Annotated in this window: 11 protein-coding genes; 8 read left to right on the plus strand and 3 right to left on the minus strand. The window is 62.3% G+C overall.

Translation table 11 applies throughout. The features are described 5' to 3' along the window. Positions 1–955 (minus strand): retention module-containing protein (locus CIB54_RS20455; RefSeq protein ID WP_101220778.1); only part of this gene is annotated, 955 nt, incomplete at its 3' end. Between the two features lie 338 nt (positions 956–1,293). On the opposite strand from CIB54_RS20455, the gene CIB54_RS20460 reads away from it, so the two are divergent. The 8 genes from CIB54_RS20460 to CIB54_RS20495 all read left to right on the plus strand — a co-directional run bounded on the left by CIB54_RS20460 (position 1,294) and on the right by CIB54_RS20495 (position 12,567). Continuing rightward, positions 1,294–2,652, plus strand: a complete 1,359-nt coding sequence (locus CIB54_RS20460; protein ID WP_101220779.1) for a TolC family outer membrane protein — start codon at positions 1,294–1,296, stop codon at positions 2,650–2,652. A gap of 40 nt (positions 2,653–2,692) precedes the next feature. Continuing rightward, positions 2,693–4,849 (plus strand): type I secretion system permease/ATPase, encoded by a 2,157-nt coding sequence (locus CIB54_RS20465; protein WP_101220780.1) that lies wholly within the window; start codon positions 2,693–2,695, stop codon positions 4,847–4,849. Then, complete coding sequence (locus CIB54_RS20470; RefSeq protein ID WP_065949910.1) at positions 4,839–6,203, plus strand: HlyD family type I secretion periplasmic adaptor subunit; 1,365 nt, start codon at positions 4,839–4,841, stop codon at positions 6,201–6,203. The genes CIB54_RS20465 and CIB54_RS20470 overlap by 11 nt, the downstream gene beginning before the upstream one ends. A 229-nt stretch (positions 6,204–6,432) precedes the next feature. Beyond that, on the plus strand, positions 6,433–7,299 hold the full coding sequence (locus CIB54_RS20475; protein ID WP_101220781.1) for a TauD/TfdA dioxygenase family protein: 867 nt from the start codon (positions 6,433–6,435) through the stop codon (positions 7,297–7,299). 60 nt (positions 7,300–7,359) lie between these two features. Next, positions 7,360–8,280, plus strand: coding sequence for a LysR family transcriptional regulator (locus tag CIB54_RS20480; RefSeq protein WP_065949912.1), 921 nt, complete (start codon positions 7,360–7,362; stop codon positions 8,278–8,280). A 238-nt stretch (positions 8,281–8,518) separates the two neighbouring features. After that, complete coding sequence (locus CIB54_RS20485; RefSeq protein ID WP_101220782.1) at positions 8,519–10,054, plus strand: MFS transporter; 1,536 nt, start codon at positions 8,519–8,521, stop codon at positions 10,052–10,054. 15 nt (positions 10,055–10,069) lie between these two features. Then, complete coding sequence (locus tag CIB54_RS20490; RefSeq protein WP_101220783.1) at positions 10,070–11,128, plus strand: HlyD family secretion protein; 1,059 nt, start codon at positions 10,070–10,072, stop codon at positions 11,126–11,128. Then, positions 11,125–12,567 (plus strand): efflux transporter outer membrane subunit, encoded by a 1,443-nt coding sequence (locus CIB54_RS20495; RefSeq protein ID WP_065949915.1) that lies wholly within the window; start codon positions 11,125–11,127, stop codon positions 12,565–12,567. The genes CIB54_RS20490 and CIB54_RS20495 overlap by 4 nt, the downstream gene beginning before the upstream one ends. A 57-nt stretch (positions 12,568–12,624) precedes the next feature. On the opposite strand, the gene CIB54_RS20500 is transcribed toward CIB54_RS20495, so the two are convergent. Together CIB54_RS20500 and CIB54_RS27905 are read right to left on the minus strand one after the other, a co-directional pair. Further along, positions 12,625–13,878: a type II toxin-antitoxin system HipA family toxin gene (locus tag CIB54_RS20500; protein WP_101220784.1), complete on the minus strand. Its 1,254-nt coding sequence runs from the start codon at positions 13,876–13,878 to the stop codon at positions 12,625–12,627. Then, positions 13,856–14,215, minus strand: coding sequence for a helix-turn-helix domain-containing protein (locus tag CIB54_RS27905; protein WP_101220785.1), 360 nt, complete (start codon positions 14,213–14,215; stop codon positions 13,856–13,858). Before CIB54_RS27905 ends, CIB54_RS20500 begins: the two co-directional genes overlap by 23 nt. Positions 14,216–14,247: the final 32 nt, after the last annotated feature.

Below are 14,247 nucleotides of genomic sequence, written 5' to 3' on the forward strand. Positions count from 1 at the left end.
CCTTGATGGTAATCACCGAGCCATTGCTCAAGGTGACGTTTACCGGGGTTTGCGCCGGGTTGGTCAGGGTCGCGGTGTAGGTGATCTGACCGCCTTCAGTCACGTTCGAACCAGCCGTCAAGGTCACGGTGGTGGTGTCGATGGTGTCGGTAATCTGCGTCACGGCCGGGTTAGGGTCGAGGGTCAGCACCAGGTTGTTGCCGCCGGCGGTGCCGGTGACGTTGACGCTGATCTGGCTGGCGTCGAGGTACGGGCTGTCGTTAGGCGCCAGGGGCACGTTGACGGTACCGGTCAGTTGGCCGGACGGGATGGTAATGACCGCGCCGTTGGACAAGGTGACGGTCAAGTCGCTGGTCGAGGCCTGGGTCACGGTGGCGGTGTAAGTCAGTACGCCCCCGGCTTCGGTGATGCTCGGGGTGGCGCTCAGGCTCAGGGTCGAAGGCTGCAGCGCCAGGTTGCCGTTACCTGCAGAAGCTTGAGCACCATTAAAGGTATTCAGCGTTGCTGTGCCCTGGCCGATAGGGGCGGTGGGAAAGCCGATGGTCGGATCGACACGCCCGGCGGTCGCGTCCAGCACTACAAAGCTGTGGCCGCCGCCCGCCGCGCCATTACCGGCAGCGGTTGCGCCGGCGGCAGTGGCTTCCAGTTCGGTGGTCGGGTCGGCGCCGGCGGCGATGGCTTGCTGCAGCTCGGCCACCGACGGCGCGGCCTGTTCGGTGGCGGCGGCCAGGTCGGCAGTGGAGTCCGGCATGTCGGCGCTCCACTGGGTGTCGCGACCCAGGTCCAGCGTGCGCCCATCCGCCAGTTCCAGGCTCACTGCGCCCGACAGGCCTGTATCAATCTGGTCGCCCGCGAACAGGCGATCACCCTCAACCAGAACACGGCGTGTCCCTTCCGGAGAAATAACGAACACTTGACCAACAATGCTTTTGACGATGGCAACAACATTGCTCATTAAATATTTCTCCGGCGATCCGTTTCTGATGATTCCATGTGGCCGCTCAAGAGGGAGGGCCAAACAGGAGGGGGCGTAGTCTGAATACTTACTGGCGTCAAATTATTGGCTAGAATTTTTAGCTATCTAGTTTATGCCAAACTATTGACCTTATGGTCGCCATCCTAAACAATCGCCCCCGTAATGTCACATTGATATTTATGCGGCGAACCGTCCTACATGTGTGAAGCAGTTCCGCTTTTTGAACTTTCCGACGTACGGTCATTACGCTAGCCATTATCCGACGCGGCGGCGCCAATCGCTGTGATTTGAGACAAGAAGTCCTGGGGAATTTTTTAATGCGTCTGCACCTGTTCAAGGCAATACCGTTCGTTCTCGCCGCCAGCTTTGTACAAGCCCAGACGCTGCCCCAAGCCATGCAGCAGGCACTGGATGTGCATCCTGAAATTCAGGCGGGTGTAAACAGTCGCATCGCCGCCGATTACCAATTGCGTGCGGCGCAGGGTGGGTATCTGCCGCGTGTCGATTTGAATGCCGGCTATGGCCGTGCAGGCACCGACAACGCGTCCACCCGCGCCACCAATGGCACGGGCGGCAACCACTGGGAAACCCTCAATCGCGGCGAGTCCAGCCTGCGCCTGCAGCAAATGATCTTTGACGGTTTCGCCACTTCCAGCGAAGTCGGGCGTCAACAGGCCAACGTCAACTCCCGCGCCTACTCGCTGCTCGGTACGTCCGAGCGCACCGCGCTGACCGTTGCCCAGGTCTACCTGGAAGTGCTGACCCGCCGCGAGTTCGTGCGCCTGGCCGAAGAAAACCTGCGCAACCACGAACGCATTTACGATCAGATCAAGTTGCGCACCCAGCGCGGCGTCGGTAACGGCGCCGACCAGGACCAGGCCGAAGCGCGTCTGGCCCAGGCCCGCAACAACCTGATCACCGAGCAGACCAACCTGGCGGATGCGCAAACCAACTACCTCAGCGCCGTTGGCCAGATGCCCGACCAGCTCGAGCGCCCGGCGCCGTTCATGGCCATGCTCCCGGCCGACCTGAATGAAGCGCGGCGCCAGATGCTCGACAACAGCCCGGTGCTGCGCTCGGCGGAGTCGGACATCTCCGCCGCCGAGCAGCAATACGCGGCCGCCAAATCCAGCTTCTATCCACGCTTTGACGCCGAGCTTGGCACCAATGCCGACAACAATGTCTCCGGCGACGCCAACCACAGCAACGGTTGGGAAGCCATGGTGCGCATGCGCTTCAACCTGTTCGCCGGTGGCAGCAACAAGGCCGACCTGCAATCGAAGTCGTACCAGGCCAACCAGGCCCTGGACATCCGCAACAACGCCTTGCGCCAGCTCAATGAAGAACTGGGCCTGGCCTGGAACGCCTTGAACAACGCCAACGCGCAACTGCCGGTGGCCCAGCAGTACGTGGACCACAGCACCCGCGTGCGCACGTCCTACCAGCAACAGTTCAGCCTGGGCCAACGTACCCTGCTGGACTTGCTCGACAGCGAGAACGAATTGTTCACCGCTTCGCGTCGCCTGGAAGAGATCAAGAACATTCAGTTATTTACTCAGTACCGAATCAAGGCGACCATGGGCGAATTGCTCAAAAGCCAAGGCGTCGTCGCTCCCATGGCCTCCATCGTGCAAAACGATGTGAAGCCCAAAGTCCAACTGCCTGGAATGAACTGAGTCACCCCATAGCCCCATCTGTTAGTCGAGAGTGCACCGCGTGGAATCCGAAGTCAGTCGAGTTCATCTCAGTCATGATCCACGCACGCTGCACGACGACCCGTTACTCGACGGGTTGTTGGCACTCTGCGCCCTGCATCAGAAACCGGCCAGCGCGGCCATGCTCACCACCGGCCTGCCGCTGCCTTCGCAGCGCCTGAGTGCCGAGTTGCTGCCACGTGCAGCGGCGCGCGCCGGGCTGCAGGGACGGCTGCTGCAACGCAGGCTCGAACAGATCCCGACCATCGCGTTACCGGCGCTGCTGCTGCTCAAGGACGGGCGCAGTACCGTGCTGGTCGGCTGGGAGGGCGACGATCAGGCGCGGGTGCTGCTCAGCGAAAGCGATGGCGGTGAAGTGCTGATCAAGCGCGAGTTGCTGGTCGACGACTACACCGGCAAGGTCTTCTTTGCCCAGCCGCAGCACAAGTTCGACGTCAATCACGGCACCTTGATTCCCCGAGCGCGATCCTGGTTTCGTGACACGCTCAAGCGTTCGCGCTGGCTGTATACCGATGCCATCGCCGCCAGTTTCCTGATCAACATCATCGCCATGGCCGCGCCGCTGTTCGTGATGAACGTGTACGACCGCGTGGTGCCGAACCAGGCCACTTCTACGCTGTGGGTGCTGGCCGTGGGCATCTGCGGTGCGTATCTGTTCGACCTGGTGCTCAAGAGCCTGCGCAGTCTGTGCCTGGACCTGGCCGGTAAAAAAACCGACCTGATCATCTCCGCCACCTTGTTCGAGCGCATCGTCGGCATGTCGATGAAGTACCGCCCGGCGCGCGTCGGCAGCTTTGCGCAGAACATCCATGAGTTCCAGAGCCTGCGCGACTTCCTCGCGTCGCTGACCCTCACCAGCCTGATCGACCTGCCGTTCACGCTGCTGATCTTCCTGGTGATCGCCCTGCTTGGTGGCCATCTGGTGTGGATTCCGGTGCTGGCGTTCCCGATTGCCCTGGGGATCGGCTACGCCTTGCAAAAACCTTTGGTCGCGACCATGGAACGCACCATGGCCCTCGCCGCCGAACGCCAGTCGAGCCTGATCGAAACCCTCGCCGGGCTGGATGCGGTCAAGGTCAACAATGCCGAGAGCGAACGCCAGTACGGCTGGGAACAGACCATCGGCACCTTGAGCCGGCTCGAGCTGCGGGTGAAGCTGCTGTCGGGCCTGTCGATGAACATGACCCTGCTGATCCAGCAACTGGCCGGCGTGATCATGATTGTGTTCGGCGTGTACCAGATCATCGACGGCAACCTGAGCATGGGCGGCCTGATTGCCTGCTACATGCTCAGCGGCCGTGCCTTGAGCCCGCTGGCCTCGCTGTCGGGCCTGCTCACGCGCTACCAGCAAGCCAAGGTCACCATGACCTCGGTCGACCAGATGATGGAACTGCCCCAGGAGCGCAATTTCGAAGAGCGCCCCATGAGCCGTCGCACCCTGCAAGGCGCCATCGAGTGCCGGGGCCTGAATTTCACCTACCCGAACCAACAGAATCCGGCGCTGAAAAACATCAACCTGGTGATCAAGCCAGGGGAAAAGATCGGCATCATCGGTCGCAGCGGCTCGGGCAAAAGCTCCCTGGCCAAATTGATCGTCGGCCTGTATCAACCCGACTCCGGCGCGTTGCTGGTGGACGGCGTGGACGTACGCCAGATCGACGTCAGCGAACTGCGCCATAACATCGGCTACGTCGCCCAGGACATCCAACTGCTGGCCGGCACCCTGCGTGACAACCTGGTCAGCGGTGCGCGCTACGTCGAAGATGAGATGGTCCTGCAAGCCGCCGAACTGGCCGGTGTGCACGAATTCGCCCGCCTGCATCCGCAAGGCTATGAACTGCAGGTCGGCGAGCGTGGGCAGAACCTGTCCGGTGGCCAGCGACAGAACGTCGCCCTGGCCCGTGCGCTGCTGCTCAACCCGCCCATCCTGCTGCTGGACGAACCCACCAGCGCCATGGACAACACCGGTGAAGAACGCTTGAAACAACTCCTGCATGCCGTGGTGCAAAACAAGACCGTCGTCCTGGTGACGCACCGTGCCTCGCTGCTGTCCCTGGTGGACCGCCTGCTGGTGGTCGACCGTGGGCAGATCCTCGCGGACGGCCCGAAAGCCGTGGTCATGGAAGCGTTGAAGAAGGGGCAGATCAGTGTCGCTTAACGCCATCAAGAGCGCGGTCGGGCGCTACTTCAAAGGTTCCGACTCGCTGCAGGGCCAGCCGCTGCCCGAGGTCAACAAAGCGCTGATCGAAGATGCGCCGCGGGTCATCCGCCTGACCATCTGGGCCATCATCGCGTTCTTTGTATTCCTGGTGGTGTGGGCAGGTTTCTCCGAAATCGACGAAGTGACCCGAGGCGACGGCAAGGCGATTCCGTCGTCCAAGCTGCAGAAAATCCAGAACCTGGAAGGCGGTATCGTCGCCGAGTTGTACGTCAAGGAAGGTCAGATCGTCGAGGCCGGTGCGCCGTTGATTCGCCTGGACGATACGCGGTTCGTGTCCAACGCCGGGGAAACCGAAGCGCTGCGCCTGGCCATGCAACTGCGCGTCGAGCGTCTGAGTGCGCAGGTGGACGACCGCCCGCTGAATATTCCCGACGATGTACTCAAGGCCGCGCCCAGCCAGGCCGCCAACGAGCGCTCACTGTACGAAAGCCGCCGCCAGCAGTTGAAAGACGAAGTTGGCGGTTTGCAGGAGCAACTGGTGCAGCGCCAGCAGGAGTTGCGTGAGTTCACCTCCAAACAAAGCCAGTACCGCAGCCAGTTGTCCCTGCAACGCCAGGAAATCAACATGTCCGAGCCGCTGGTGGCCCAGGGCGCGGTGTCGCCGGTGGAAGTGCTGCGCCTCAAGCGCGCTGAAATGGAAACCCGAGGCCAGCTGGACGCCACCACCCTGGCGATCCCCCGCGCCGAATCGGCGATCAAGGAAGTGCAGCGCAAGATCGACGAAACCCGCGGCAAGTTCCGCAGCGAAGCCCTGACCCAACTCAACGAAGCGCGCACCGAACTGAACAAGGCCGAATCCACCGGCCGCGCCCTGGAAGACCGCGTCAGCCGCACCCTGGTCACCTCGCCGGTGCGCGGCATCGTCAAGCAACTGCTGGTCAACACCGTCGGCGGTGTGATCCAGCCGGGCAGCGACATGGTCGAAATCGTGCCGCTGGACGACACCCTGCTGGTGGAGGCCAAGATCCGCCCGCAAGACATCGCCTTCCTGCACCCTGGGCAAGAAGCGGTGGTCAAATTCACCGCCTATGACTACACCATCTACGGTGGCCTGAAGGCCAAGCTCGAACGCATCGGCGCCGACACCATCACCGATGAAGACAAGAAAACCACTTACTACATGATCACCCTGCGCACCGACCGCAGCCACCTGGGCACCGATGAAAAGCCGCTGCTGATCATCCCCGGCATGGTCGCCTCGGTAGACATCATCACCGGCAAGAAAAGCATCCTCAGCTACCTGCTCAAGCCGATCATCAAGGCGCGGGCGGAGGCGTTGCACGAGCGGTAATCTCTATAGGCTGCTCGGGCCTCATCGGGGGCAAGTCGAATCGTCGCACCGCCCCTCCCACATTTGAATGTGTTCACAAATCAAGTGTGGGAGGGGCGGTGCGACGATTCGACTTGCCCCCGATAGGGCCATCAGCATCACCTCATGCATATGGATATGCCCTAACAGTATTTAAACTTCCATTCCCAGGCCTATAAATTCACTCCCTTGTCCGCCGGAAGTGAACCCAATGTCCGCCACCCCCCAACCCTTCGACATCCGCCCCTTCCCCGGCAGTGTCGGCGCCGAAATCATCGGCCTGGATCTATCCCAACCTATCAACGACCAGGACTTCGCCCGCATCCACCGCGCGCACCTGGACCACCACGTCATCGTGTTTCGCGACCAGCGCATCACCCCTGAACAACAGATCACCTTCAGCCGGCGCTTCGGCGTGCTGCAAATCCACGTGCTCAAGCAGTTCCTGCTGGCCAACCACCCGGAAATCCTGATCGTCTCCAACATCATCGAAAACGGCCAGTCCATCGGCCTGGGCGATGCGGGCAAGTTCTGGCACTCGGACCTGTCGTACAAGGAACTGCCCAGCCTGGGCTCGATGCTGCATGCCCAGGAACTGCCGTCCGAAGGCGGCGACACCCTGTTTGCCGACATGCACAAAGCCTGGGAGCAACTGCCCGAGCACCTGCGCAACGCCGTCGAAGGGCGCCGCGCCGCGCATTCCTACACTGCGCGTTACAGCGAAACCAAATTCGAAGGCAACTGGCGCCCGACCCTGACCCCGGAACAACTCGCCCAGGTGGCCGAAGTGGTGCACCCCATCGTGCGCACCCACCCGGAAAACAGCCGCAAGGCGCTGTTCGTCAGCGAAGGCTTCACCACCCGCATCGTCGGCCTGCCGGATGACGAAAGCCGCGACCTGCTGGCCCAGCTCTACGCCCACAGCGTGCTGCCGGAAAACATCTACCGTCATCAGTGGCAGCCCCACGACCTGGTGTTCTGGGACAACCGATCGCTGATTCACCTGGCCGCCGGTTGCCCGAGCCATCTGCGCCGCAAATTGTTGCGCACCACCATTCAGGGCGATGCGCCTTTCTGAAACGGTGAAGCCTGCTAGGATTGCGCCCAGTTCACTCCCCATCAACCACGAGTGCTTGGCATGCAACTACCGGACATGAACCTGCTGGTCGCCCTCGACGCCTTGCTCGATGAAGGCAGCGTGGTGGGCGCGGCGCGGCGGATGAACCTGAGCCCGGCGGCCATGAGCCGCACCCTCACGCGGATCCGCGATGCGGTCGGCGATCCGATCCTGGTCCGCGCCGGCCGCGGCCTGGTGCCGACGCCCAAGGCGCTTGAGCTGCAAGGCCAGGTGCGCAACGTGGTGGAGCAGGCGGCGTTGCTGTTTCGCTCGGCCGACCAGGTGGACTTGAGCACCTTGCGCCGCCGCTTCAGCGTGCGCGCCAATGACTTTTTCATCGGCGTGTATGGCGGGCGACTGTTCGACACCATGCAAAGAGTGGCGCCGCTCTGCGAGCTGCGCTTCGTGCCCGAAGGCGATACCGACGACGAAGCGCTGCGCGAAGGGCGGTTGGACTTGCGGGTGAGCAATACCCTGCCGGCGAGCCCCGAAGCGAAGGTGCAGAACCTGTTCTCCACCACCTTCGTCGGCCTGGCGCGGGAAGATCATCCGCTGTTCGACGCAGAGATCACCGCCGCGCGGTTTGCCAGCTATTCCCACATCAGTATCTCGCGGCGCGGCATCGCCCGTGGGCCCATCGATACCGCGTTGAATGCCCAGGGCCTGGAGCGCCGCGTGGCTATGATCGCCCCAGGCTTCCACGGTGCAATGTTCATGCTGCCCGACTCCGACCTGCTGCTGCCGGTGCCCAAGGAAGCGCTCCTCAGCGCCAGGCGCCTGAATCTGCCGCTGCGCGCATTCCCCCTGCCAATCTCATTGCCGACGCTGGTGTTGGCCCAATCCTGGCACCCACGTTTCGACAAAGACCCGGCGCACAAATGGCTGCGCGAAACCATGCGCGAAAGCTGCCACGCCACGTGGCTCGAAGCCCAGCCCAGCTGAAATCCCAAGCCATGCCGGGTCAAATGTGGGAGGGGGCTTGCCCCCGATTGCGGTATGACAGCTACCCCATATGAACCTGATACACCGCTATCGGGGGCAAGCCCCCTCCCACATTTTAAGCCCTGCGGTATTATGTGGATTGCGTCTGACGCACTTATAAGCTGACAACAAGTAACTTTTTGTCATGGTAGAGCCTGATTAAACTGCTCGGGTATTTCCCATTCCGAGTTACCTGTCCATGACTTCCCTCGCTGCCTCCGCCCTCGAGGCCGCAGCCAAACCCACTGCGCCCAGCCCACCGGTGTTCGGTCCGCGCATTATTATCGGCCTGGTCGGCGTGTTGCTGGCGGTGCTGGTGTCCGGCCTCAACGAGATGGTCACCAAGGTCGCCCTCGCTGATATCCGTGGTGCGCTGTACATCGGTTTTGACGAAGGCACCTGGCTGGTCGCGGCCTACACCGCCACTTCCGTGGCCGCGATGGCGTTCGCACCGTGGTGTGCGGTGACGCTCTCGCTGCGCCGTTTTACCCTGTGTGCCATCGGCTTGTTTACCCTGCTCGGCATCCTCTGCCCGTTCGCACCGAACTACGAAAGCCTGCTGCTCCTGCGCACGGTGCAAGGCTTGGCTGGTGGCGCGTTGCCGCCGATGCTGATGACCGTGGCGCTGCGGTTCCTGCCAGCCAACGTCAAGTTATACGGCTTGGCCGGGTATGCCCTGACGGCCACCTTCGGCCCGAGCCTGGGTACGCCGCTGGCGGCGCTGTGGACCGAATACGTCGGCTGGCAATGGGCGTTCTGGCAGATCGTCGGGCCCTGCCTGTTGGCGATGGCCGCCGTGGCCTACGGCTTGCCGCAGGATCCGTTGCGCCTGGAGCGGTTCAAACAGTTCAATTGGCGCGGTCTGCTGTTGGGCTTCCCGGCGATCTGCATGCTGGTGATCGGTCTGTTGCAAGGCAACCGCCTGGACTGGTTCGAGTCGGGCCTGATCACCTTCCTGCTCAGTGGCGGCACGGTGCTCATGGTGTTGTTCATGCTCAATGAATGGTCGCAGCCGCTGCCATTCTTCAAGTTGCAGATGCTTGGCCTGCGCAACCTGTCGTTTGCGTTGATCGTGCTGGCCGGCGTGTTGATGGTGTTGACCTCGGTCATCATCATCCCGTCGAGTTTTCTCGCTCAGGTCCAGGGTTACCGCCCCCTGCAAACCGCGCCGGTGATGCTGCTGATGGCCGTGCCGCAGCTGATCGCGCTGCCGCTGGTGGCCGCGCTGTGCAACCTGCGCTGGGTCGATTGCCGCTGGGTGCTGGGCATCGGTCTCGGCATGTTGGTGCTGTGCTGTATCGGCAGTTCGCACCTCACCTCGGCGTGGATCCGCGATGATTTTTATGGCTGGTACCTGCTGCAGATTTTCGGCCAGCCGATGGCCGTGTTGCCGCTGCTGATGCTGTCCACCGGCAGTATCCAGCCCATCGAAGGGCCGTTCGCCTCGGCGTGGTTCAACACCGTCAAGGGCCTGTCCGCCGTGATCGCCACCGCTGTGCTGGATACGCTGACCACCCAGCGCGGGCATTTTCACTCGACCATGCTGGTGGACCGCCTGGGCAACTCGCCCCTGGCCGACGGCGACGCGCCGGGCCTGGCGCACCGCCTGCACGAGCAGGTCGTGGTGCTCACCTCTTCGGATCTGTATGCCGTCATGGCCGGTGTCGCGGTGGCGTTGATCCTGCTGATTTTCTGGATGCCAACGCGGATTTTTCCGCCTCGCGCACCGACCTGAACCCAAGGATTTCTTATGAAACGCAAAGACAAAATAGCCGTCTCCGTTATCGCTGTGTTTGCCGTCGGCGTGCTGGTGTACCTGGTTGCGCCAGGCCTTCTGAGCAGCCGGAGCCAGACCACCAACGACGCCTTCGTCGCCGCCGATTTCACCCTGGTCGCCCCCCGCGTGGCCGGGTTCATCAAGGAAGTGTTGGTAGAAGACAACCAGCGCGTCAAAGCCGGCCAGCTGTTGGCGCTGATCGACGACCGGGATTTTCGCGCCGCCGCCCAGGCCGCCGACGCCGACACGTTGGTCGCCCAGGCCCAACTGAAAAACGCCACCGCGACCCTGGAGCGCCAAAGCTCGGTGATCGCCCAGGCCCAGGCCACCGTGGCGGCGGACCGCGCCGAAGTGGCGTTTGCCGAACACGAGCTGAACCGCTACAACCACCTCGCCGGCGTCGGCGCAGGCACCGTGCAGAACGCCCAACAAGCCAAGACCCGCATCGACCAGGCCACCGCGCGCCTGGCCAAGTCCACAGCGGTGCTGGCCGCCGAACGCAAGCAAGTGGAAATCCTCACGGCCCAGCGCGATGCCGCCGACGGCGGGCTCAAGCGCGCCCAGGCCGCGCTGGAAATGGCCAGCTATCAGCTGTCCTACACGCGCATCGTCGCGCCGGTGGACGGCATGGTCGGTGAGCGGGCGGTACGGGTCGGCGCCTATGTGACACCGGGCAGCAAGATCCTCGCGGTCGTGCCGCTGGCCGAGGCCTATGTCGTGGCCAATTTCCAGGAGACGCAACTGTCGCACATGCATGCCGGCCAAGCCGTGCAAGTGCGTGTCGACAGCCTCGATGGCGAGTTGCTCAACGGTCACCTGGAGAGCCTGGCGCCGGCCACCGGGGTGACCTTCGCCTCGGTCAAGCCGGACAACGCCACCGGCAACTTCACCAAGGTGGTGCAGCGAATTCCGGTGAAGATTGTGCTGGAGCCCAATCAGCCGCTGACCGAGCGCCTGCGCGTCGGTATGTCGGTGGAGGCCAGCGTCGACACACAGGCGGTCGCGCCACACCATGAGGTGGCCCAGCAATGAAACATGTCGCCTGGCTCACCTTGAGCCTCATCAGCCTGAGTGCCTGCACCGTCGGCCCGGATTTCCAACGGCCGCAAGGCCCGCAAGTCGCCCAATGGAGTGAGCCCCAGGGGCGTCAGGCGGCCAGTCGTGCCAGCAGCGACCCGTTGCAGGAGCGCTGGTGGGACGTGTTCCACGACGAACAGTTGTCAGCGCTCACACGTCGTGCCCTCAGCGATAACCTCGACCTGAAACTGGCCAGCAGCCGCCTGCAACAAAGCCGCGCCGTGCGTCAGGTGACTACCGCCGAACGTTACCCCGGCGTCGATGCGGGCGGCGGTTACCAGCGCAAGCGCAACAGCGCCAAAGGTTTGAACGACCCCTCCGGCGAGAACGGCCGCTCGGCCTTCAGCCAATGGGACATGGGCTTTTCCGCTGCCTGGGAGTTGGACTTCTGGGGCCGGGTCAAGCGCGAGACCGAAGCCGCCGACGCCACCCTGGACGTCGCCGAAAACGACCGCCGCGCCGTGCTGCTGTCGGTACTGGCCGAGACCGCACAGGATTACATCCAACTGCGCGGCGTACAGAACACCCGCGCTGTTACCGAGCAAAACCTCGACGTCGCCCGCCACAGCCTCAAGCTCTCGCAACTGCGCCTGGCCGACGGCGTGGCGACCGACCTGGACGTGGCCGAAGCCGCCGCCCAGGTCGCCGCCATCGAAGCGCGCCTGCCTGATCTGCAGCAGCGCCAGGATCAATTGATCAACGCCCTGAGCCTGCTGATGGGCGAGCCGCCGCAAGCCCTGCACGCGCAACTGTCCAAGGACGCCGCCGTGCCGCAGACCCAGCGCCAGGTCGCCATCGGCCTGCCGTCGGAACTGGCCGAGCGCCGCCCGGACATCCGCCAGGCCGAAGCCCGTTTGCACGCCGCCACTGCCAGCATCGGCGTGGCCAAGGGTGATTTCTACCCGCGCATCACCCTATCCGGCAGCCTAGGCTCCCAGGCCATGCAACTCTCGGACTTCGGCTCCTGGGGCTCGCGCGCCTTCGCCTTCGGCCCGCAATTGAGCCTGCCGCTGTTCAACGGCGGGCGTCTGCAAGGCATGGTGGATTTGCGTGAAGCCCAGCAACAGGAAGCGGCGATTTCCTACCAGCAAACCGTGCTGCGCGCCTGGCATGAAATCGACGACCAACTGACCCGCTACAACGCCAGCCAACTGCGCCGCGACAGCCTGGCCGAAGCCGTGCACCAGAACCAGATCGCGCTCGCCACCGCGCAACACCAATACGTCGAAGGCGTGGCCGATTTCGTCAATGTGCTCACCGTACAAAGCGCGCTGCTGGCGACGCAGGAACAATGGGTCGAAAGCTCTACGGGCGTTTCCTTGGCCATGGTTGGCTTGTACAAGGCGTTGGGAGGAGGGTGGGAGTCGGTGTATCCGTTGCAAGCGCTTCACTGATGACGGTGGGAAGTCGAGCGAGCCTTGAACGTGACGTCGTTTTCAGTTGCGCACCCGTCAAGGGTGCGCTCTGTTGCCGGCGTGTGGTGCTGCCATCAGTTGCGATTCAAACCGGGTGCATACATTGGACAGCATGCGCACATCGGCACCGCTACAGCCCGCCGCTTCAAAAAAACCGGAAGCCTCCCGTACGACCGCATAGACGTCAGTGACGATGGATCTTGCTTCATCCATTCCCAACCCAAAACGCTCGGGCGTACTGAGCAAATTGCTGACCGACGATACCCTGCCCTCATTCCCGATGATGAGCGCCTGCAAGCCTAGCTGCGTGGGGTGCGGCAATATGTCGAATACCGGTGCGAGGGAATAGCCCGAAGCGCTGGTCAACAGCAGTCCGGTTTGTTTCAGGTGGTCGTCGCTATTGCCGATGAGCACATTGAACGCCATACGCCTGTAAAGCTCACGCATGTCCAACGTTGCATCGTCGCTGACCTTCTTCAAAACGTCGGCGATTCTGGAATAGGAAGCGGCACCGTCAACCGCGTCAACTCGCATTCTCGGCTTCTCGGTACTTACCAAAGAATTGCAGCTGACATAGTGTTCGCGACCAGCGCCTTCATGCCGGTCAAAACGCTCGACCATCAAAACCGGTTTGCCGGCGACCTCTACCAACTTGTGCCCGGCTGCGGGCAGCCCCGCCGCATCCGCCATTTGAAGGCTGGCAAATTCCGCACGTGGCTGATCGAAAACATCATCGCTACGGCCGAGTTTGGCAATCCATTCCTTGCCTTCATGAGTCACCGTGACCTTTGGCCTGGCGCCGCCCATGGAGCTGCCAAACTCAAATAGCCGTGCGATTTCCACGGGCAGGTCCACATCACCCTTCTCGACTCGATCAAGGCCTACCATGATTTTCTCAAGATCTTCGAATTGCGGTGGCTGGTGCAGGGTCGGCAACAGATTTCTTGAAGCACTGAACAGCAGGCAACCCACTCCCGCACCCCGCGAGGCAAGCAGCCATTCAACTTCGTTTTGTGGATGCTGTTTGTGGGTCGCCAGCAGAACACGCCGCCCCCAATTGTCCGGCGTTGCGTCGTCAAGCACCCCGAACATGCGCGTCGAGGAATACTGATTACGGGTCAGGGGCACGTTCAGCGGGTCAATCGCGAATGCGTCGGGCCGCGCGAGCCAACTATTGGCGTAGCGAAAAACGAACCCACTGGCGTGCATGGCCACTTCGCCCACAGGGACGGGATCACCGACTGAGTGAGCTGAAAAAACAAAGGCATTACCAATCGGCTTCCAGGACATCAGGGTCTCCTTCAGTGCGAACTCGCTCAGGCTCACGGGCGAGGCTCATGGTCATCCCAACCTGGTCGAGTTCCGGCGACGCGATGCTCGCCATACCTTCCTCCAGGTCCATCGCGCTAAGCACATTCATCAGCACACCGAGGGATACGCCTGCCTCGCCCTGTCTCAGCCGCTGATACGTCTGCCTTGTGATGCCCGCACGACTGCATATTGTGGAAATTTTCAGGCGACGACGAAGGCGGGCTATTTCGATACCGTTTCCGATACCTTTTATCAGCTCGTCGCTTCTTTCTGAGAGGTACCCTTTGTGAGGGTTGGGTCTGCCAGTGCTTTGCATGATATATCACCCATTAATGGCGTTAGAGTAAC

It is taken from the genome of Pseudomonas fluorescens, from assembly GCF_002837185.1.
Taxonomy (GTDB): Bacteria; Pseudomonadota; Gammaproteobacteria; order Pseudomonadales; family Pseudomonadaceae; genus Aquipseudomonas; species Aquipseudomonas fluorescens_AM.

What these genes read in the sequence shown, in the direction of transcription:
- CIB54_RS20485 (WP_101220782.1), top strand. Translation starts at nt 8,519, where the DNA reads ATGACTTCCCTCGCTGCCTCCGCCCTCGAGGCCGCAGCCAAACCCACT.
- CIB54_RS20490 (WP_101220783.1), top strand. Translation starts at nt 10,070, where the DNA reads ATGAAACGCAAAGACAAAATAGCCGTCTCCGTTATCGCTGTGTTTGCC.
- CIB54_RS20460 (WP_101220779.1), top strand. Translation starts at nt 1,294, where the DNA reads ATGCGTCTGCACCTGTTCAAGGCAATACCGTTCGTTCTCGCCGCCAGC.
- CIB54_RS20495 (WP_065949915.1), top strand. Translation starts at nt 11,125, where the DNA reads ATGAAACATGTCGCCTGGCTCACCTTGAGCCTCATCAGCCTGAGTGCC.
- CIB54_RS20475 (WP_101220781.1), top strand. Translation starts at nt 6,433, where the DNA reads ATGTCCGCCACCCCCCAACCCTTCGACATCCGCCCCTTCCCCGGCAGT.
- CIB54_RS27905 (WP_101220785.1), bottom strand. Translation starts at nt 14,215, where the DNA reads ATGCAAAGCACTGGCAGACCCAACCCTCACAAAGGGTACCTCTCAGAA.
- CIB54_RS20480 (WP_065949912.1), top strand. Translation starts at nt 7,360, where the DNA reads ATGCAACTACCGGACATGAACCTGCTGGTCGCCCTCGACGCCTTGCTC.
- CIB54_RS20500 (WP_101220784.1), bottom strand. Translation starts at nt 13,878, where the DNA reads ATGTCCTGGAAGCCGATTGGTAATGCCTTTGTTTTTTCAGCTCACTCA.